At 37.8% G+C, this 20,130-nt stretch carries 12 protein-coding genes and 8 pseudogenes; 8 read left to right on the forward strand and 12 right to left on the reverse strand.

The window, feature by feature from the left end; all coding sequences use genetic code 11:
• Window positions 1-16 precede the first annotated feature (16 nt).
• Both BTN50_RS11650 and BTN50_RS11655 read left to right on the forward strand, forming a co-directional pair.
• Window positions 17-220 (forward strand): annotated as a pseudogene (locus BTN50_RS11650) (transposase); the annotation flags it as partial.
• A 288-nt stretch (window positions 221-508) separates the two neighbouring features.
• Complete coding sequence (locus tag BTN50_RS11655; protein ID WP_223823268.1) at window positions 509-667, forward strand: hypothetical protein; 159 nt, start codon at window positions 509-511, stop codon at window positions 665-667.
• 323 nt (window positions 668-990) lie between these two features.
• Here BTN50_RS11655 and BTN50_RS12600 read toward each other — a convergent pair.
• The 6 genes and pseudogenes from BTN50_RS12600 to BTN50_RS09065 all read right to left on the reverse strand — a co-directional run.
• Window positions 991-1,313 (reverse strand): annotated as a pseudogene (locus BTN50_RS12600) (transposase); the annotation flags it as partial.
• Between the two features lie 347 nt (window positions 1,314-1,660).
• Window positions 1,661-2,518 carry a LysR family transcriptional regulator gene (locus BTN50_RS09050; RefSeq protein WP_096619970.1) on the reverse strand — a complete coding sequence of 286 codons (858 nt, stop codon included), beginning with the start codon at window positions 2,516-2,518 and terminating at the stop codon, window positions 1,661-1,663.
• A 177-nt stretch (window positions 2,519-2,695) separates the two neighbouring features.
• Window positions 2,696-2,836: a hypothetical protein gene (locus BTN50_RS12705; protein ID WP_161493015.1), complete on the reverse strand. Its 141-nt coding sequence runs from the start codon at window positions 2,834-2,836 to the stop codon at window positions 2,696-2,698.
• 43 nt (window positions 2,837-2,879) lie between these two features.
• Window positions 2,880-3,162: pseudogene (locus BTN50_RS12710) on the reverse strand (transposase); the annotation flags it as partial.
• An 872-nt stretch (window positions 3,163-4,034) separates the two neighbouring features.
• A complete protein-coding gene (locus BTN50_RS09060) occupies window positions 4,035-4,382 on the reverse strand; it encodes an RnfH family protein (protein ID WP_096619974.1) in 348 nt (115 codons plus the stop codon).
• Window positions 4,357-4,806: an SRPBCC family protein gene (locus tag BTN50_RS09065; protein ID WP_096619976.1), complete on the reverse strand. Its 450-nt coding sequence runs from the start codon at window positions 4,804-4,806 to the stop codon at window positions 4,357-4,359. Before BTN50_RS09065 ends, BTN50_RS09060 begins: the two co-directional genes overlap by 26 nt.
• A 184-nt stretch (window positions 4,807-4,990) precedes the next feature.
• On the opposite strand from BTN50_RS09065, the pseudogene BTN50_RS09070 reads away from it, so the two are divergent.
• The 3 genes and pseudogenes from BTN50_RS09070 to BTN50_RS09080 form a co-directional block, all read left to right on the forward strand.
• Window positions 4,991-5,804, forward strand: a pseudogene (locus BTN50_RS09070) (IS5 family transposase); the annotation flags it as partial.
• A 254-nt stretch (window positions 5,805-6,058) separates the two neighbouring features.
• On the forward strand, window positions 6,059-8,656 hold the full coding sequence (acnB, locus tag BTN50_RS09075) for a bifunctional aconitate hydratase 2/2-methylisocitrate dehydratase (protein ID WP_096620020.1): 2,598 nt from the start codon (window positions 6,059-6,061) through the stop codon (window positions 8,654-8,656).
• Between the two features lie 358 nt (window positions 8,657-9,014).
• Window positions 9,015-9,808: pseudogene (locus BTN50_RS09080) on the forward strand (transposase).
• A gap of 128 nt (window positions 9,809-9,936) precedes the next feature.
• Here the strand turns inward: BTN50_RS09080 and gspS2 are convergent.
• Complete coding sequence (gene gspS2 / locus BTN50_RS09085) at window positions 9,937-10,332, reverse strand: type II secretion system pilot lipoprotein GspS-beta (RefSeq protein ID WP_096619978.1); 396 nt, start codon at window positions 10,330-10,332, stop codon at window positions 9,937-9,939.
• A 365-nt stretch (window positions 10,333-10,697) separates the two neighbouring features.
• Here gspS2 and BTN50_RS11665 point away from each other — a divergent pair.
• Window positions 10,698-11,146, forward strand: a pseudogene (locus BTN50_RS11665) (transposase); the annotation flags it as partial.
• Between the two features lie 48 nt (window positions 11,147-11,194).
• On the forward strand, window positions 11,195-11,335 hold the full coding sequence (locus BTN50_RS12715) for a hypothetical protein (RefSeq protein WP_161493016.1): 141 nt from the start codon (window positions 11,195-11,197) through the stop codon (window positions 11,333-11,335).
• Between the two features lie 660 nt (window positions 11,336-11,995).
• On the opposite strand, the gene elyC is transcribed toward BTN50_RS12715, so the two are convergent.
• Both elyC and BTN50_RS11670 read right to left on the reverse strand, forming a co-directional pair.
• Complete coding sequence (gene elyC / locus BTN50_RS09095; RefSeq protein ID WP_096619982.1) at window positions 11,996-12,859, reverse strand: envelope biogenesis factor ElyC; 864 nt, start codon at window positions 12,857-12,859, stop codon at window positions 11,996-11,998.
• A 410-nt stretch (window positions 12,860-13,269) separates the two neighbouring features.
• Window positions 13,270-13,946 (reverse strand): annotated as a pseudogene (locus BTN50_RS11670) (transposase); the annotation flags it as partial.
• Between the two features lie 449 nt (window positions 13,947-14,395).
• On the opposite strand from BTN50_RS11670, the gene BTN50_RS09110 reads away from it, so the two are divergent.
• The gene (locus tag BTN50_RS09110; RefSeq protein WP_096619988.1) at window positions 14,396-15,625 is read left to right on the forward strand and encodes a glycosyltransferase family 87 protein; all 1,230 of its coding nucleotides are present in this window, start codon (window positions 14,396-14,398) and stop codon (window positions 15,623-15,625) included.
• Between the two features lie 37 nt (window positions 15,626-15,662).
• Here BTN50_RS09110 and BTN50_RS09115 read toward each other — a convergent pair.
• From BTN50_RS09115 to BTN50_RS09125, 3 genes and pseudogenes are all read right to left on the reverse strand, one after another.
• Window positions 15,663-16,493, reverse strand: a pseudogene (locus tag BTN50_RS09115) (transposase).
• A gap of 138 nt (window positions 16,494-16,631) precedes the next feature.
• Entirely contained in the window at window positions 16,632-17,225 is a 594-nt protein-coding gene (gene lolA, locus BTN50_RS09120) for an outer membrane lipoprotein chaperone LolA (RefSeq protein ID WP_096619990.1), read from the reverse strand.
• 5 nt (window positions 17,226-17,230) lie between these two features.
• The gene (locus BTN50_RS09125; protein WP_096619992.1) at window positions 17,231-19,996 is read right to left on the reverse strand and encodes a DNA translocase FtsK; all 2,766 of its coding nucleotides are present in this window, start codon (window positions 19,994-19,996) and stop codon (window positions 17,231-17,233) included.
• Window positions 19,997-20,130 lie beyond the last annotated feature (134 nt).

Here is a 20,130-nt window from a genome sequence, read left to right on the forward strand (position 1 = left end):
ATGGTTAAATGCATATTTTCAAATACCATTAAAAGGTCTGCAAGACCTAATTAATTTTGTTGTCAAACTGACTCAATTACCGTTGCCATACCCTCACTATGCATGCATTTACAAGCGAATAAAAACGGTTAACGTCACATTAAAAAGAAGAACACAAGAACCATTCAGCACTTCACCATTGATGCTACGGGAGTTCAAAATTTACGGTAAAGGCAAATAGCAAGTAAAAAAAATATGGCATTGACTGGAAACAGCGAGTCTAACACCAGTTACAGAGAGACCCGCTAAAAAATTAATGCAGTATCAGGCGATAGTCCTTACGACACCAAACAATGTTATAAAACCGTTCGTATTAAACGAATAGTTCCACTCATCCCACTAAAAAAGCAATTTTTTAAAACTAAAATTACCTGCGTGATTTGACGGTTAATTACCAGCATTTGCACGGTTCAATTAACCTTGAAAAATGAGGTATGATTATCCTAAACATTATCGAGTAGAGACAGCAATGGTTCGAGGCAAAAGACTACTGAATCACGCAACTCAGATTAGCAAAACCGACGCCATAATAAAAATGTTACATAAAGAGACCAGGCTAAGTATGCTTATAATAAAAAATTATCTAATAGTGAATCATGTGGGGATTAGCTATCTGAACACGAATTAAGAACCAAAGCACCTTTAGACTCGATGTCCCTCCGATAAATTTTTGACTCAAAACATTACAATCTCTGATAACGAACATTTATGGTAACCATACATCCTTTTCCAATGCTGATTTGCACTACATAACTACTGGTAATTAACCGCTAAATTACGTAAATGATTTCGTTTTCAAAAAATTACTTCTCTTCTTGATAAAATGCATAAAACCGCGCATTTAATCCGAATGATGTCGCAACATTATCTGTTGTCATAAGCAGTATCGCCTAATATTACATTGATTCTTCGGCGGGTCTATTTCAGTAAATTAGATAGTATCTAACCCTAAATTTCAAACCCCATAGCATAAATAACTAAGTACTGGATGCGTCCTTTATTCTTCATTTTGCACATGACGTTAACCATTTAAGCTCTTTTGCTAATGCAGACACAGTGAGAGCATGACAACATTAGCTGAGCAAGTTTGAAAACAGAATTCATAAATTCTCTCAAACCTCTCAATGGCATTGAAAATACGCGTTTAATCATGAAAGCCATCGTAATTGCTCAGTCACTAGATAAACGAAGTCTCCATGATTACCACGCTTCACTTGATTCCATAACTGAATGGCTACTTCATCAATTCAGAATATTAGTCAGCCACAATTAATGAAAGCTTAATTATACTCTTTCCAGTTAATTATTTTATAGCGAAGCTTGTTTATAGACCTGAACATTTAAGTGAGCCTAGATGTTTCAAGGGTTAATTGATGATTTAGTTCCATGATTTAGAAAACAAAACCCATTTCCTTAATTATTAAGCAATGCGGGATCAGTAATATTTACGAACATCATACATTGCAATATTGAGTTTAGTTGCATCAAGTATGACTTAACTACTTTATTAAACGATTATAAAGTGGAGAAAGTTTTAAAATTACATATGAATTCAAACCAGACTATTGTAAGCAAAGTACAAAAATAAGAAGTGCCGATAAAAGCGCTTTTTTATCTACGTTTAACAAGTATTTTGTGTTTCAGAAAACACATCAATAAGCACACTGATGTCTTCATATTTTTCGTTACTGGACAGCCACACCATGAACAGTTCATTTTGTATTATTGGGCTATTTTTAACAAAGTACAATTTGCACGAGTCAATCCAAGGTTGTGCAATGCTCAATGGTAAAAAGCCAACGCCACCACGGTTGATCAAAAATTTAAGTGCTGGCTGACAGCCATGACTATGTAGTATTGGTGCACGTTGCAACGCAGGAATGCGGCTGTGCTCAACAGCAAAACGTGTCCCCCAATCTAAATAGACTAACGGTAATCCTATAATAGTATTCATGTTTTGTTCAGGTTCATTCGATACTAGCACTACAACAAAATTAGTCAATCTCACCTGTTGAAGATCTGCCAATTTTGGCGGCTCACTGGTCAACACAATATCGACTTGTTTCTCCAATAATGCGCTTGGAATCTGTTGACGATTCAATGACTCCGTACGAAGGGCCCATTCAGGCTGAATGGCTTCGACCTGCTCCAACCACTCATTGGTATTGTTGATTTCCCAAATTAATGAGGTTGCACCAACAGTAAGCTGTTGCTGATAGCTATCTGTCAGCGCTACATCTTGGCGAGCACGCCCCCACGTCTGCAAAATATTTTCAGCATAAGGAACAAATTTTTCACCTGCAGAGGTCAAACGTAAATTACCACGTTTACGTGTGAATACGGGTGTTCTCAGTTTAATTTCGAGCTGGCGTATACGGAAACTAACCGCGGATTGCGTCAAATACAAGTTCGTTGCTGCTCGACCAAAGTGACGAGTTTTGTTAACTTCTAAAAATGTGCGTAATAAATCTGTATCCATCTTAATACTATAATAAATAAAAATATTAAGATGCGTTATCAAGCAAAACGTTGGTTTGGTCAAGGCAAACAGATGCAGTTTTGTCTATTACCTAACGAACAATTGCTACGATCAAAGACCTATAGAGCTTTCTTTTTTAATTCAAGTTTAGATAGCAGATTTTAACATAATTCACGATTAAACAATCGTTTTCATTGTAGGCATACCTAGACCTATCAGCTTATTTAATATTTTTATCATGGCGTAGGTTTCGCAAATATGGGCGTTGTCGTCCCTTAGGTTCAATGTTCTTCTCAATAGTTTTTTGATGCGAAGCATTACCGCCTCTGATAGGGAAGGTTTAGAGTAATCATACTTCTACCCAAAAACTTGTTCCTTTACTTTGTGGAATGAATGGATCCGCTCGTTCAATCCGAACGGTATCGTAAGCTCCGTCGCCTGATATTTCATTGATGCTTCGGTGGATCTGTTTGATCAAGTGAAGTAGCACTTTACCGCCAGTCATATTTAATGCACTTAATTCGGTAAAAATGCTTTCATGCGTATTTATATCCATCGCTACATGTGACTTGCGCCAGACTCAACGTTTTCCATCAGTGCCATGCTTTTTGCTTGTATTCGCCCTCACCATGAACTTTTAACCCCTAAGAATCAAGCTTTAATCAATCGTGGCTGTCTAGCCATTCTGGATAAATACAAAAGCCATGCAGCTATGGAATCAAACTAAGCAAAGTAATCATGAAAGAACTCGTTTATTTAGCGCCTTAACCATCACTACCTTCCTCATGGTTAAATGCATATTGTAAGGTCTTTGAGAGGTCTGCCAGGATTAATTAATTCTGTTTTTAAATTTGCTCGACTATCGTTCTTATACCCTCACGGTGCGTACGTCCGCAAATAATTCAAAATGGTTAATGTCATGTTTAAAACAAAGAATAAAGGAACCTTCCAATACTTATCCATTGAGCCTACAGGGCTCAATGTCTACAGTAAAAACGAATAGCAAGTAAACAAGCATGGCTCTGTTAGGAAACAGCGAGCCTGACATAAGTGACATTTAAGAATAAATACAAATACGCATGAAATCATTATTGCGAAATTTAGTGCATAAAATATAACTCACGGTGAAGTATTACCTCATTTGTTCAAACAAACCCGCCGGAGCATCAATGGAATATTAAGCGATCGTGCTTACGACCCGTTCACATTAAGATCTGCTATCTAAACTAGAAACTTACGAACACACGTTTGGCCATGAGAGCTGTCGTAAGGGATAAGTCGCTAAATAAGCTAGGTCTTCAATGATTACTCAGCTTAATTTAATGCCATAGTTGAATGGCTTCTGCATCTATCCAGAATATTAGTGAACCACAATTAATTAAGGCTTAATTATATGACTTTCAGTTGGTTGTTTTGCAGCGAAGCTTATCCAGAAATATGAACATTTAAATGAAGCTAACTGTTTAGAGCGTAAACTACTCATTGAGTTCACGGATTTAGGAAACAAGGCTCATTGCTACTTCAATTTGCGCTGAGGATTCATTTCTCCTCCCATCACAGGATCTGCTCTACCTTCCAGCTTTGCGCATTCAGCTCGGCGACGGCGAATTTCTTTCGGATCAGCAAGTGACGGACGATAAATTTCAATACGATCACCATCATGCACTAAAGCATCCAGCTTTACCACGCGGCTAAACACACCCACCTTATTTTTTGCTAAATCTATTTCAGGATACACATCTAAAACACCTGAATTATAAATAATGTCTCCTACATGCATGGTATGCGAAACTATCACCTCAAACACATGCTGTTCGTCAGGCAAGGCATACATAACTTCAACATGCAGCATCTTGTCGCTCATAAACTACTCTCGCCCTGTCAGAGAAAGCTTTTACCATATTAATAGCCAGCTTATTAAATACCTGACCAAACACCATTTCGATCAAACCAGTATGAAATTCAAAATCCAACTTCAATTCAATTTTGCAAGCATCCTCATCTAAAGATGTGAAGTTCCAACCACCCACCAATTTACGAAATGGACCATCCACTAATTCTATTTTAATAGTTTCACCCACAACTAATTCATTGCGGGTTATGACGGTTTTATGAATGCCAGCTTTAGCAACCTCAACTGATGCAATCATAGTATTGTTGCTAGCTGCCAACACACAAGAACCAGAACAACCCGGCACGAATGACGAGTATGCTTCTACATTATTAACAAGTTCAAACATTTGTTCAGCACTAAACGGCACAAGTGCAGAACGTATAATTTGCGGCATAAAATCTCCTCAGTGATCTATTCTATAAAATATCACTGGATCGTAATTTTTTAAAAAATTTTCAAAATACTGGCATAGATCCATATATTAACCAACTATAGGCTATGTTTCCCAAATCAGAGAACTAAATCATCAATATACGCTCTAAACAGCTAGGTTAACTTTAACATGTAGGTCTAAGGAAAAGAGGAGTTACAAAACAACTAACTGGAAGCATCATAATCAAGATTTAAGCAGTCTTAGAAGACTTTGTTTCTTTAACAGATTAGCCATTATGACGACTCTCATCGTTAAATGAATGTTTTCAGTGCCGTTGAAAGATCTGCAAGGATTCATTAATTATATGCTCAAACTGGATCAACTGCCATTTTATACCATTACTATCAATACGTTAGTAAGCTAGCCAAAACAGTGAAGATTACGCTCAAGACGTAAACTAAAGAAATAGTTCAGCACTTTAACATTGATTCTACAAAGCTGAAAGTCTACGGTTAAAGTGAAGGATAAGTAAAAAATATAACACTGACGGGAAACATCGAATCTGGCGCAAGTTTACAGGTAGTGGTAGGTATAAACACGCATAAAATCATTGCTGTTGCGTTAAATTCATTAAATATGACTGACGGCAAAGTGCTATCTAACTTACTCAAACAGGCTAGCCGAAGAATCAATGAAATATTAGGCGATGGTGCTTACGACACCATACAGTGTTGCGAAACCGCTCGTATAACACGAGCAGCTCCGCTCACCCCACCAAGGCAAAGAATAACTTTTTTGCAGCGAAATCATCAGTGTAATTTAGTAGTTAGTTATCAGAATTTATACTGCCCAAATAAAAAGTATAAACGAGGTATACTTGCCATAAACATGCCCTATCAGAGACGGCAATAGTTCAAGTCAACATGCTATCCAGAGGGATCTTGATCCTAAGAGATCACAATGCTCAAATTAGCGAAACTTGCACCATGATAAAAACGTTAAATAAGCTGACTGGATAGATATGGCTAAAAAGGAAACAAGCGTTTAATAGTTTAGCATCTTGGGATCTTCTCTCTAAGTTTCAATCAGGGAACAAAACTTATCATACTGAAAATTTAAAATTTCGTCAAAAAATGATAACATATCAGCTTCATTATGCAGTAACATCGTAAAAAATAGTAACCCTTATACTTCGCGTGTTGCCTGCTAACTGAGCTTTAATTTCAAGGATGTTTGACCGTATAGGTCAGGCAGCAATATGAGGGAATACATCGTGCTTGAAGCCTACTATAAACATGTAAAAGAACGTGCCGCTCAGGGTATCGTCCCTAAACCACTAGATGCAAAACAAACAGCTAGTCTTATTGAACTGCTCAAAAATCCACCTGCAGGTGAGGACATAATCCTAATTGATCTGTTAGAAAATCGCATTCCGCCTGGCGTTGATGAAGCTGCATATGTGAAAGCATGCTTTCTGGCAGCAGTTGCCAAAGGTGAAACAACATCGCCACTTATCAGTAAAGAAAAAGCGGTTGCACTGTTAGGCACTATGCAAGGTGGTTACAACATTGAATCACTTATTACCTTTTTAGATAATGAAGCCCTTGCACCTATCGCGGTAAAAGCACTTGCTCATACGCTGCTAATATTTGACGCTTTCTATGACATAGAAGATAAAGCGAACGCTGGTAACGCGCACGCAAAAAAAATTATACAATGCTGGGCAGAAGCAAAATGGTTTTTATCTAAACCTAATGTACCAGAAAAAGTAACACTTACTGTATTTAAAGTTACCGGTGAAACGAACACAGATGACTTGTCACCAGCCCCTGATGCTTGGTCTCGTCCAGATATTCCTTTGCATGCACTTGCAATGCTCAAGAACGCACGAGATGGTATTAAACCAGATCAACCAGGTGTTATTGGCTCTATCAAACAAATCGAGGCATTAAAAGAAAAAGGTCATCGGCTTGTGTACGTTGGTGACGTCGTTGGTACAGGCTCTTCACGTAAGTCAGCGACTAACTCAGTGCTTTGGTTCATGGGTAATGATATCCCTCATGTACCAAACAAACGTACTGGCGGTTACTGTCTAGGTGGAAAAATTGCTCCAATTTTTTTTAACACAATGGAAGATGCTGGCGCACTACCAATCGAATTGGATGTATCTAAACTAAGCATGGGTGATGTAATTGACGTTTACCCATTTAAAGGCGAAGTATGCGCTCATGGTACGAACAATGTGCTGTCAACGTTCTCTTTGAAAACGGATGTACTGTATGACGAAGTACGGGCAGGTGGTCGTATTCCACTAATCATTGGTCGTGGCCTGACTGACAGAGCACGTGAAGCATTAGGCCTTAGTGCTTCAGATGTATTCCGTCGTTCACAACCTATTGTTGATTCAGGTAAAGGCTTTACACTTTCTCAAAAAATAGTGGGTAAAGCGTGTGGAGTAATAGGTATTCGTCCTGGTACGTACTGTGAGCCTAAGATGACCACTGTGGGCTCTCAGGACACCACAGGACCTATGACTCGTGATGAGTTAAAAGACCTTGCGTGTTTAGGTTTCTCTGCGGATCTTACCCTGCAGTCATTCTGCCATACGTCTGCGTATCCGAAACCTGTGGATGTTATCACACATCACACATTGCCTGATTTCATTATCAATCGAGGTGGTATTGCACTTCGTCCTGGTGATGGTGTTATCCATTCATGGCTAAACCGGATGCTTTTACCTGATACTGTAGGTACCGGTGGTGATTCGCACACTCGTTTTCCATTGGGCATTTCATTCCCCGCCGGTTCTGGATTGGTGGCATTCGCTGCGGCAACTGGTGTTATGCCGCTGGATATGCCTGAATCGATTTTAGTGCGTTTTAAAGGGAAAATGCAGTCGGGTATCACACTACGTGATTTGGTACATGCGATTCCTTATTACGGTATCAAGCAAGGTCTGCTGACCGTTGAAAAAGCAGGCAAAATTAACGAATTTTCTGGCCGTATACTGGAAATAGAAGGTGTTGAACACCTCACTGTTGAGCAGGCATTTGAACTATCTGATGCGTCTGCAGAACGCTCCGCAGCAGGTTGTACTGTTAAATTATCGTCAAAATCCGTGGTTGAATATCTGAGTTCCAATGTTGTGATGTTGAAGTGGATGATTAGCGAAGGCTACTCCAACCGTCGTACCATTGAGCGCCGTATCTCTGCAATGGAAGCGTGGTTAGCTAACCCAGAATTGATGGAAGCTGACAAAGACGCTGAGTATGCAGAAATGATGGAGATAGATCTGGCTGACATTAAGGAGCCAATTCTGTGTGCACCAAACGATCCAGATGATGCACGCTTACTATCTGAAGTTGCTGGAGAAAAAATTGACGAAGTTTTCATTGGTAGCTGTATGACTAACATTGGTCACTTTCGTGCAGCGGGTAAACTTCTCGATACGTTCGGTAGTACGCTTGAAACTCGTCTGTGGATCGCGCCCCCAACAAAAATGGATCGCGATCAATTGATAGAAGAAGGTTACTATGGCATCTTCGGGCGTGCCGGAGTTCGTATCGAAACGCCAGGATGTTCACTGTGTATGGGTAACCAAGCGCGCGTTGCAGATAAAGCAACCGTGATTTCTACCTCCACGCGTAACTTCCCGAATCGTTTGGGTAAAGGAGCAAATGTTTACTTGTCATCTGCAGAACTCGCTTCTGTCAGTGCGATTATTGGTCGTATTCCATCGATTGAAGAGTACCTTGAGTTTGCTAAACAAATAGACACAACAGCAACTGATACTTACCGCTATTTGAACTTTCACCGGATGAATGAATATACTAAAAAAGCGGATACAGTAATTATTCAAACCGCGGTTTAGTAGCTGTATGACATGTTTAAATTTGAGATGCCAAATAAAAAAAGTCTTCAGATTTGAAGTAATCTCAGCTTTATTTTTTACTCCGAGTTCAGATAGCAAATCTCAACAATATTAGCTATTAGACAATCGCTTTCGTGTTGGCATACTTAACCTTGTCAACTTACTTAACGCTTCCATCATGGTGTGGGTTTCGCTAATCTGAGTTGTGTCATCCCTTAGACTCAATCTTCTTCCCAGTAATTTTGTAACTCGAACCTTTACTTCCTCAGCTAGGGAACGTTTATGGTAACCGACTTTATTTCCTACAATCAGGAAACTCAATTTTCAATTAACATTCTAAACAACTAAGCAAATTTAAATATTTAGGTTTAAAAAAAAGCTTCGCTGCACAACAACTAACTGGAAGCAGTATAATCAAGCTTTAATCAATCATGACTCACTAACAGTTTGTATTGATATAGAAGCTATTCAGCTATGGAATCAAACTAAGCAGAATAATCATGGAAGATCTCGTTTCTTTAACCACTTAGCCATTACGACGAACCTCATGGTTAAATGCATATTTTCAATGCCATTGTGATACCTTTACTATTCATGCATTAATAAGCAAGCCAAAACGGTTAACGTCACGTTCAAGATGGAAAATCAAGAAACCATCCAGCACTTATTCATTGATTATACGAGGCTCAAAATCTACGGTCAAAGCGAATAGCAAGTACAAAGCATGACACTGATGGGAAACGGCAAGTCTGGCGTAAATTACATTTAACAGTAAGTATCAATACACATGAAATCATTGCTGCTAAATTCAATGCATCCAATGTGACTGATAGTAAAGTGCTACCTAACTTTCTCAAGCAGACCAGCAGAATAAGCAATAACATATCAGCCGATGGTGCTTATGACACCAGATCATCTTACGAAACCGTTCGTATTAAACGTACGGTTCAAATCAGCATTGAAAAATAAGATATGGTTATCATCAACGTTTCCTATCAGAGACAGCAATGTTGTTAGTCAAAAAAATTAATTGGAAGGACATTGATCCTAAAAGATCATAATGTTCCACTTAACGAAAGTAATGCCATGATAAAAACATTAAATAAGATAACTGAGCTAGGTATGCCTAAAACAAAAGCTATTGTCTTATGATGAATAATATTGAAATTTACTTTCTAAACTCTAATTAGAAAACAAAGCCATGCTGTAGATGTAGTTTTTTAAAAATTTTACGATAAAACCCTTAAAAAATTTGTTAAAATTTTTTATTTGGCTGCTTTTTACTGTACGCAATCATGATGATTGATCTTGCATTCAAACACCGAATGGCCGCGATTATCTCGAAATAACAGATCATACTCAACGCCTTGTTTCATTAGCCATGTAATTTCATTGTCCAAGCAGTACGCTTTTTTAAGACTGTATGCAAGTACTGTCGGTGTAATGTTACTGTTACCAAAATAAAGAAGCATTAACTCAATATTAGTACCATTTGCTTTTGCACGAATAATATTATAACCTTTCATGCTAACAGGAACGATATTACTCAACATATCTGCACGTTGTGCAGCTAAAGTTGCAGCAATTTTTTGATTAGACGTACTGGAACATGCCGTAATAAACATGATCAGTAAGCCAGAGTAAATTATTCGTCTTATGGTTAAAACTAATCGCATTAAAAGATCCTTTGTCTTTTTCATTGCCAATTATATGGACAACATTTTTACAATGGTTTAGCAATACTCAATCAACTTAAATACACAGGCTTGAGTATTTCATTCTTGATATCAAAGATATCTAGAACCATTGAAAAAGTCATAATGCTAAATTAATTAATAACTTCTTTGCAATAATATTTACTTCTGAAACATGCTATTCCTTGAATCTTCATTTATTACCTTCCGGAGCTTCTCTATTGAGTTGAAATTTGGGCTATAAGAGCAAATGTAGTAAAAAGCAATATTAAAAATAAATACCGTACCTTTGATGAAATTACTCCGATACTTCTGCTTCATCGAGAACAATATGAATTAATGCAGAAGCTATTCAGCTATGGGATCAGACTAAACAGAATAAGCATGGAAGACTTTGTTTATTTAGTGAATCAGCAATTACCACGGTCCTCATGGTTAAATACATACTTTCAATGCCATTGTCATGCCCTCACTATTCATGCATTAGCAAGCAAGCCAAAACAATTAACGTCACGTTTAAAACGAAGAATAAAGGAAGCATCCAGAACTTAGCCATTGGCTCTACAGGGCTCACAGTCTATGGTAAAGTATTACTTAATTTGCTCAAAACGACCCGACGCAAAATTAATGAAATATCAGCCGATGATGCTTATGACACCAAATAATGTTACGAAACCATTCGGATTAAATGAGCGGTTCACTCATCCCGCCAAGAAAAGGCGCAATTTTTTGAAAGCAAGGTTATGCGTGTAATTTAATGGTAAGTTACCAGAAGCTATACGGTTCAAATAAGCGTTAAAAAACGAAGTATAGTTACCGTAAATATTCTCTATCAAAGACAACAATGGTTCGGGTCAAAAAACTACTTGGGAGGACATTGAGCTTAAGATATCATAATGCTCAAATTAGCGAAACTTACACCATAATAAAAACGTTAAATAAGCCGGCCAGGCTAAGTATGCCTAAAACAAAAGCTATTATTTAATTCTTAATCATGTTGAGCTTTGCTATCTAAACTTGAATGAGGTAATAAATCCATAATAATGGTATACTAAAGGCAGCTAAGCAAGCCTAAGAATAGAACGAATATTACAAATTTTTTCAATACATTGAGAATATCCATTCGTTCATGAGAGTCGCGCAATGGTTCAATGGTCAAACAAACGAAACTTCCCACAACTTATCTGTTTGGTTTAATACTATAGCTGAATGATTCCTTCATACATTCAAAATGTCCATAAGCCACCATCACTTAAAATTAATTATACGACTTCCAGTTGATGATTTTATAGCTAAGCTTGCTTAAATGCTTAAATGCTTAAATGCTTAAATGAACTTAGCTTAGAGTGTAGATTGATAATTTAGTTCTTTCATTTAAAAAAGAAAGCTAATACAGGGAGAAAGTCTGGTAAAAATTTTCGATATTGATAAAAATAGAGTTTAAGTGATTTATGTTCAGGTCTTCGTGCAGCCAATAGGTTTTCTCTAACGCTTGAATTTCATCTTTGTATTTAATTTATTTTTTATGTTAAATTCCACTTAGTTTAAAAACGATGAATAAAAAACGGCTTAATAATATTCAGCTATTTTTTGTAGCTGATCTCTTTAGTGTAAGCGTTCAAGCTGCAATATAACTTTATTTATACTAGCTTAATACATACAAAAACTTGTTATCATATTTTTTTACTGAGTCATTTATCGTAAGTTCCGATGATGTTACAGAGTCACCCTGAAGCTGCACTTTTTGCTGTGTGATTTTATCACGTAACAGATACCAAATTTGACCTAAGCAAACATGCCAATAGCGTTCAAATTGTTCCAGGTATTGTGCACGAAGCGAATATTTAATCCAAGGTTGATGAATGTTTTTTTGAGCCATGTAATTCGTGGGTGCAGGGATCGGGTTTAAACCCGCATTTTTAAATTCATATAATGCTCGTGGCATATGGCTTGCTGACGTCACTAAAACTAAGTTACTTTGCCCCACAATAGATGCAGCATGGAATACTTCTTCCCAAGTGCCCTTTTCCGTTTCTAGAAGAAGTATGTTGTTTTTGTGCACTCCCATCGCCATGGCTACTCGTGCAAGCATTCGTGCATGGCTTACTTCGTTACCACCTACATACCCTGACAAAATGAGTTTAGACGTTGGGTACATAAAGTGGATACGTATTCCTTCAATTAACCTCATTAATGCCGTAGGTGACAATTCTGATGTTGGAGGAATTTCATAATCAACAACATGGCCATGACCTAATACCATTACATAGTTAATGGGTTCACTCGGTGTGAGGAACCCCATATATTGACGTTCAAGCTTCATCAAAAGTAAAGATGATAATGGCTGGAATGAAACCAGAGCAATTAAAAACAAAGAAATAAAGACCAAAAATGAACCAAATCCTATCCTCTGCGTGAACCAGATGAAGAACAAGCCCAAAAAACCAAGAATTAGTAGCGCAGGGAGTGGCATAAGTAAAGTTGATATAAATTTTTTCAGCTCAAACATGAAATGTTGCCTAGAATATAGTCAAATAAGGGTCAATATGTATGTCAAATTTTTATTAACAGCAAGCATATACATAATAGCTCCATTGAAGAATATGATGATGAAGGGAGTGTAAAAGAGCATATAAATTTCGATAACACTACCCATGAATTTAATAAAACACTTATTAAATGGAGCTTTGTTGCTTAGCTCGTATTCATATAACCAGAACATGGTTAACTATTAGGTGAGTGCTTTCATTTTAAACATACCTAGCCTTTAAGCTCATTTAAGGCTTTTATCGTAGCATAAGTCTAGCCAATCTAAACATTATAATCCCTTAGGCTCAATATCTCTTCGAAGAGTTTTGGACTCGAAATGTACCCATCTAGTAAGAGGGAATCTTTATGGTAACTATACCTCATTTTTCAACGCTTGTTTGAATCGTATAACTTTTGGTAACTAACCGATAAATTACGCAAGTAACCTCATTTTCAAAAAATTGTTCCTTTTCTTAGTGGAATAAAAACTGTAGTCTGATATTTCATTGGTCCTTCAGCAGATCTGTCTGAGCACATTAAGTAGCACTTCGCCGTTAGTCACATTCGATGCGTTTAACTCAGCAGCAATGATTTCCTGCGTATTAATATCTACCGTTCAATGTAACTGACGCTAAACCCGCCGTTTCCCATCAGTGCTATGCCTTTTTACTTGGCGTTTACCTTCGTTGTAAATTTTTATTTTTAAAATCAATAGTTAAGTACTGGATAGTTCCTGTAATTTTCGTCTTAAACGCGACGTTCACCATTTTGGCTCACTTGCTAATGCATAAGAAATGAGAGCATGATAACAGTGATTGAACAAGTTTAAAAAACAGAATGAATGAACCCTTGCAGACCTCTCAATGACATTGAAAATACGCATTTATCCATGAGAGTCGTCGTAATGGCTAAGTCGCTAAATAAACAAGGACTTCCATGATTACACTGCTTCATTTCATTCCATAGCTGAATAGCTTATTCATCAATCCAAAATATTAGTGGGTCCGATTGATTAAAACTTGATTATACTGTTTCCAATTCGTTGTTTTGTAGCAAATATTGTTCACATACCTGAATATTTAAGTGAACCTAGCTGTTTAGAGTATTGATCAAAAATTTAGTTTCCTTATTTAGGAAATAAAGCCCGTTACCATATGCGTTCTCTAGCAGAGACAGAAATGGTTTGAATTAAACATTGACTGAGAGGAACATTGAGTTTAAGAGGTAACAATATTCAAATTAACGAAACTTACGGCATGATAAAAGCGTTACATAAGCTGGTAGAGCTAAGTATGCCTAAAACAAAAATAATTGTTTAGTAATTAATTATCTTAGAATTTGCTCCCTGAACTCGAATTAGGAAACAAAATTCATTAAAATCACAAATGCATAGCAGCGCTCATAATTCGTCTTTCATCTGACGCACTTTATTGCTTAATAACTACACTGATAATAAGAGTTCAAAATCGTATTTTAATCATAATGCCAACATGGATTTATTTGGTGGGTGACCGTTATGAGCTTCATTGCATTCAATCAACATACTTCATCGCAAAAAAGTCTTCACATAGTAAATTGTTTAGCATCATTTTTTGTTTCACTAATTTTTATTTATTTCATTTATCGTCTATTTCAAACCTATGATTGGGGGCACTCATTTACTAAATTTCTCTGTTTTAGTGGCTTATTCGCCTTAATCCTGATGCTTTTCAAACACCGTCATCAACAAGACGATATTGGTAATATTTTACTTATCACAGAATGTTTACTTGCTTTAGCTGGACTTGCATTCATTCTTGTTCGTATGATACCAGTCTATGGTGAGTTTATATTTGTACCTCCGACGGTTGATATCGGCTACACTACTGAACACGCTGCTAAGCAATTTTTTCTTTTTGGACAAAACCCATATCTTAGCCAAGACATCAATGTTCGCCCTGAACTTGCACCAAAGCATCGTGGGTTTCATTATGGCCCAGGAATGTTACTTGGATATGCTCCCGCTGCTTTTTTTCCTGATATTGGCTACAAAGCAATGAGCTTGTTATACTTCATTATTGCGTCTATTTCTTTAAGTATGCTAGTTTTCAATAATATCAAAAAAAAGGGATGCTGGCAGGTTATCAGTACAATACTCATCACTCTCGTATTGTTTCTATTGCCAGAGCGACTTTGGTATGAAGTTTTCAAAGTAGGAGCAAACGATATATACCCCGTCGCATTGCTTCTATTGGGTATCGTTTGCGTCCAAAAAGAACAATGGCTATTTGCCGGGATACTGATGGGACTTTCGATTGCATCCAAATTTTCCCCTGCTGCATTCTTGCTGATCATGTTTTTACGTAAAGATATTCAGCGCAATTTTTTCATTGGCTGTGTGTTGGGTATAATGCCACTTATTGTCTTTCTCGCATGGGATTATCATGCCATAATGGCAAATGTATTTATTCTTCGCATGAGTCTTGAGTTCGACTCAACCAGCCTTTACTCCATCACGCCAGATACACTACATGTTTTATTCCCTCTGGTCCAATTTTGCGCAGTGCTCTATTTTATCGTTCGCAACGTCAACAGAACGTTATACTCGGAGGAAATACTGGTATGCTTTACGCTATTACTTATTGTCATTGAAGTGTCATTTCAGGAAATGCACGCAAACCATTTGATTTGGTTCTATCCGTTCATTGCTTTTATCGTGGGAACCCACCGACATAGATTATTCCTTACGAAGGGCTTTGTTTCTTAGTTCTAGCTCAGATGGTAAATCCCAACATGATGCACTATTAGACAATAGCTTTCGTTTTAGGCATACCTAGTCTTATCAGCTTATTGGACGCTTTTATCATGCCGTCAGTTTCAACTAACCTGAATTGCATGCTCCTTAGGTTCCATGTCCCTCCCAGTAATTTTTTAACTTGAACTCTTGCTGTCTCTGCTAGGAAACGTTTACAGTAACTATGCTCCGTTTTCCAGCGCTGATTTGAACCGTATAACTGCAGATAACTCACTGTTAAATTAAACAGATGAGCCGTTCCTAACGTTGTTCCTTTTTTGGGGGAACAACTGGAACCGTCCATTAAATATGAACGGTTTCGTAACACGGTCTGGTATTGTAAACACCATCGCAGAATATCTTATTAATTCTTCGGCAAGTCTGGCGTAAATTAGGCAACACTTCACCATGAATCACATTTGATAAACTTAACTCAGCAACAATAATTTCATACATATTTATATCTACCACTAAATGTAACTTACACCAAACTCATCGTTTCCCATCAAAGCAATGTTTTTATACTTTTTATTTTCATTCACTGTAAACTTTGGGTCCCATAGCATCAATGGCTAAGTTCTAAATGGTTCCTTTATTCTTCATTTTGAATATAGCGTTAACCGTTTTAGCTCACTTTCTAATACATTAATAGTGAGAGAACGACAACGGCAGTTGAGCAAATTTAAGAATAGAATTAATGAAACCTCCCATAATTACCCTGCTTAATTTAATTCCATAGCTGCACGGCTTCTTCGCCAATTCACAATGTTAGTCAGCCACAATTGAATAAAGCTTGATTATACTGCTGCCAGTCAGTTATTTTATAGTGAAGTTTATTTATAGCCCTGAGTATTTAAGTGAACCTGCCATTTTTTGCCCGATGAATCCGTCTAAGTTTATTAGCCGTATACACGCAACCCGGGGAAGACAATCATTGGCAAGATAGAAACTTAAATTATTCCATAGGAATACTCACTTACTATCGTTGATCGTCCAGCTCCACACCATTTGGAACAGTAAAGCGAAAAAGAGATGCCTTAGGTGACACATTTTTGATATTTGACATGGCGAAACGGCTAATTTGCCCATCTTGTTCAACAATTGAAAACTTCATTATACAACCATTAGGCAGGACTGTAATGATAAGTGTAACCATGTTAGATGCTTTATTTGGTGATAACACAAACTTATCTCCTTCGTGGCTAACATTATAGTTCTGCCAATTTCTTGAGTCGTTACGTATTAGCAACGAAAAGGGTGTTTTCGATATCATATCATCTAGCCTCATCGCAGTCACCTGTTCTATAACTGGGCTATAATACCATAACGTTTCACCGTCAAAAACCAGCAAATTTTCATCAGGAATGATAGTTTTCCAATGAAATAAATTAGGGCGCTTCATGGCCAAGGTACCTTCACTCTCACTAATTACTTCCCCTTCGGGACTAGTCACCATTTGCTTAAAGACTGCAGTGAAACTATTTAATTTGTCGAGGCGGGTACTCAATTCTTGCTTAGGAGATGCAAGCACTACAGGCGCACATAATAGCAAAGACAACAACATCTGCCTCATTCGTATCACTCCACTCCATCTCTCGATGATCGTGACGGAACTAACACTTCGCGATTCGAGTTATGTCCGGATGAACTTACAATACCCTGCACTTCTAATTGTTCAACAATACGTGCAGCACGATTATAACCAATTTTAAATCTCCTCTGTACGCCTGAAACTGATGCTCTGCGTGATTCAGTTACAAATTCAACCACTAGATCAAACAACTCATCCAGTTCTTCACCATCACCACTTTCTCCAGTTTCCCCAGGTAGAAGCCCTGCAAAGCCATGGTCACCGTTAATAATATCATTTATATACAGTGATTTGCTTCGAGCCTTCCAGTTGCTAACAACACGATGAACTTCATCATCATTCACAAAGGCACCATGAATACGTGAAGGACGATTAGAGCCATTAGGCATGAACAGCATATCACCCATCCCAAGCAACGATTCTGCACCACTTTGATCAAGAATAGTACGTGAATCAGTCTTCGTTGATACAGTAAACGCCATTCGCGTCGGAATATTGGCTTTTATCAAACCTGTAATGACATCAACTGATGGTCGCTGTGTTGCAAGTACAAGGTGAATACCTGCGGCGCGAGCTTTTTGCGCCAAACGCGCAATCAGTTCTTCAACCTTCTTACCTACTACCATTATTAAATCAGCGAATTCATCAACAATGACTACAATATATGGAAGTTTATTTAAAATAGGAGCTGTGTCATCCATACTATCACCCAGCTTCCAGAGTGGATCCAGAATTGGGTGACTAGCATCATGAGCTTTTTTAATTTTATCATTAAAACCATCAATGCTACGTACACCAAATGCAGACATTAGCTTGTAACGTCGCTCCATCTCAGCAACACACCATCGCAATGCATTACCTGCATCTTTCATGTCCGTCACCACTTCTGTCAATAGATGAGGAATGCCTTCGTAAACCGACAGCTCCAACATCTTAGGGTCAATCATAATGAAACGAACATCTTCAGGACCTGCTTTGTATAGCATGCTAACGATCATAACATTTACGCCTACCGATTTGCCCGAGCCAGTCGTACCAGCCACCAGCATATGCGGAGCTTTGGCTAAATCAGTTACAACAGCTTCACCAGCAATATCTTTTCCCAGAACCACTGATAATGGCGACTTAGATGTCTTGAATCGCTTGCTGGAGACTACGTCAGACATAAACACCGTTTCTCGACTGGTATTTGGCAACTCCAAGCCAATGTAGGGTTTACCCTGAATGACATCGACAACACGCACAGAACTAGTTGATAAAGAACGTGCAATATCTTTTGACAGTCCCATTATACGGCTTACCTTCACACCAGGAGCAGGATCAAGTTCAAAGCGCGTAATAACAGGCCCCGGAAATATATCTTTTACCGTAACTTTGATTTTGTAATCTTCAAGGCGCATTTCAATCAATCTGGCTTGATACTCCAGCTCTTCATTAGAGGCTCGTGTTGTCGTATTACGAGGTGGATCCAGTAAATCTACCGTTGGTAGGGATTCTCTCGGCTTTGGTGAGTTGAGCTCGTCTTTAAACAACAACGGATGTAATGTATTTGCCATTTCATCTATTAATACTCCATGCTCTGTCATATCTTTCGAGGTGTCAGTGTCCAATGACAGACATGATCCCGTTAATGGGCTATTTTGAGTACCTAATTCTTCTTTAGTGACGCTTCCATTCTGCTCTTCAAGTGACACCATATTTGAGACTACATAATCCACATTAGCAAACGAAATCATATCTTCAACACTATTAAAGCCGTCAGGACCTAACTCATACTTGGCTCTTTCATGAAAATGCACTGCTGGTAAAAGAGCATGTTTATGTTCTCCTTCAAAAGCATGTTCCACATCTACAGGTAACGAAATAGATTTTACAGAAGAATCTCCAAAAGCAACAATAGGATCTTTATGTTCAGCTCCCATTGACGCTGAAGGCTCGTGGGGAATAAGTGGCGAATATATTTCTGGTTGGTCAATATTCTGGGCTTTATGCAGTATAGTCAGATTCACTAATTCTTGCTTTTCTAACTTAGCGTTCTTAGCAAGCAAAGTATTCCCATTCGCTATACCTGTTTCATCAAACGTGTCGGAGACATTAATTGTTATTCCAAATATTTGCAGTTTACCGCCGCATGCATGATTAATAACCCAAGTGATTATTGAAAGCATTTTTTCACCGAGTGTATCAACAATGGTCAACCATGAAATACCAGTAAATAACATAAAACCAGCTGCCCACAGAAACAAAAATACCAGTGTTGTACCTAGTAGATTAAACAAGGGTAATGCAATACTTGAAATCAGATCTCCAACAACACCACCAGATGAAAAGTACCCAAAATCATCAAAATTCAAGTCAGCTAAACCACAACTAGTCAAAAGTAAAAGTACAATACCTAAGACACGTGTTGCGAGAATAGTATAATTAATAGGCTCTAATTCATCACGTTGTAGAAATAAAACCCAACAACCTAAAACCAAAATAAATGGGAGAAGGTACGCAAGAGTACCAAGAGCAAAGAAGAATGTATCTGCAATCCAAGCACCAAATGTGCCTGCAGCATTTTGTACTGGACGATCCCAAGCAGTTTGAGACCATGAAGGGTCAGCTGAATCATAACTAAAAAGAGAAATAAGTATAAACACCGCTGACAATAATCCCAAAATGAGAGCTGTTTCTTTTAAACGCTGCTTCCCATTTAATCGACATGAGGTGTATGTCTGTTTATGCTCCTGACGCCAAAAAAGCTTCATTGTCACCTATCTATAAAATCGTGTTCAAGTAGAATGTTCCTGCATAACTGTACGATGTTGTTACCAAACTGCATGCATTCGATGAATCATTTTAGCTAGCCAAAGTTTTTGAATGATTCATACATCATACGTAG

The organism is Candidatus Enterovibrio altilux (assembly GCF_002381345.1).
In the GTDB taxonomy this organism is placed as follows: domain Bacteria; phylum Pseudomonadota; class Gammaproteobacteria; order Enterobacterales; family Vibrionaceae; genus Enterovibrio; species Enterovibrio altilux.

Bases quoted from the DNA above. Each gene is read 5' to 3' on its own strand.
- BTN50_RS11655 (WP_223823268.1), top strand. From the start codon at position 509: ATGGTTCGAGGCAAAAGACTACTGAATCACGCAACTCAGATTAGCAAA.
- BTN50_RS09050 (WP_096619970.1), bottom strand. From the start codon at position 2,518: ATGGATACAGATTTATTACGCACATTTTTAGAAGTTAACAAAACTCGT.
- BTN50_RS12705 (WP_161493015.1), bottom strand. From the start codon at position 2,836: ATGCTTCGCATCAAAAAACTATTGAGAAGAACATTGAACCTAAGGGAC.
- BTN50_RS09060 (WP_096619974.1), bottom strand. From the start codon at position 4,382: ATGAGCGACAAGATGCTGCATGTTGAAGTTATGTATGCCTTGCCTGAC.
- BTN50_RS09065 (WP_096619976.1), bottom strand. From the start codon at position 4,806: ATGCCGCAAATTATACGTTCTGCACTTGTGCCGTTTAGTGCTGAACAA.
- gspS2 (WP_096619978.1), bottom strand. From the start codon at position 10,332: ATGCGATTAGTTTTAACCATAAGACGAATAATTTACTCTGGCTTACTG.
- BTN50_RS12715 (WP_161493016.1), top strand. From the start codon at position 11,195: ATGGTTCGGGTCAAAAAACTACTTGGGAGGACATTGAGCTTAAGATAT.
- elyC (WP_096619982.1), bottom strand. From the start codon at position 12,859: ATGTTTGAGCTGAAAAAATTTATATCAACTTTACTTATGCCACTCCCT.
- BTN50_RS09110 (WP_096619988.1), top strand. From the start codon at position 14,396: ATGAGCTTCATTGCATTCAATCAACATACTTCATCGCAAAAAAGTCTT.
- lolA (WP_096619990.1), bottom strand. From the start codon at position 17,225: ATGAGGCAGATGTTGTTGTCTTTGCTATTATGTGCGCCTGTAGTGCTT.
- BTN50_RS09125 (WP_096619992.1), bottom strand. From the start codon at position 19,996: ATGAAGCTTTTTTGGCGTCAGGAGCATAAACAGACATACACCTCATGT.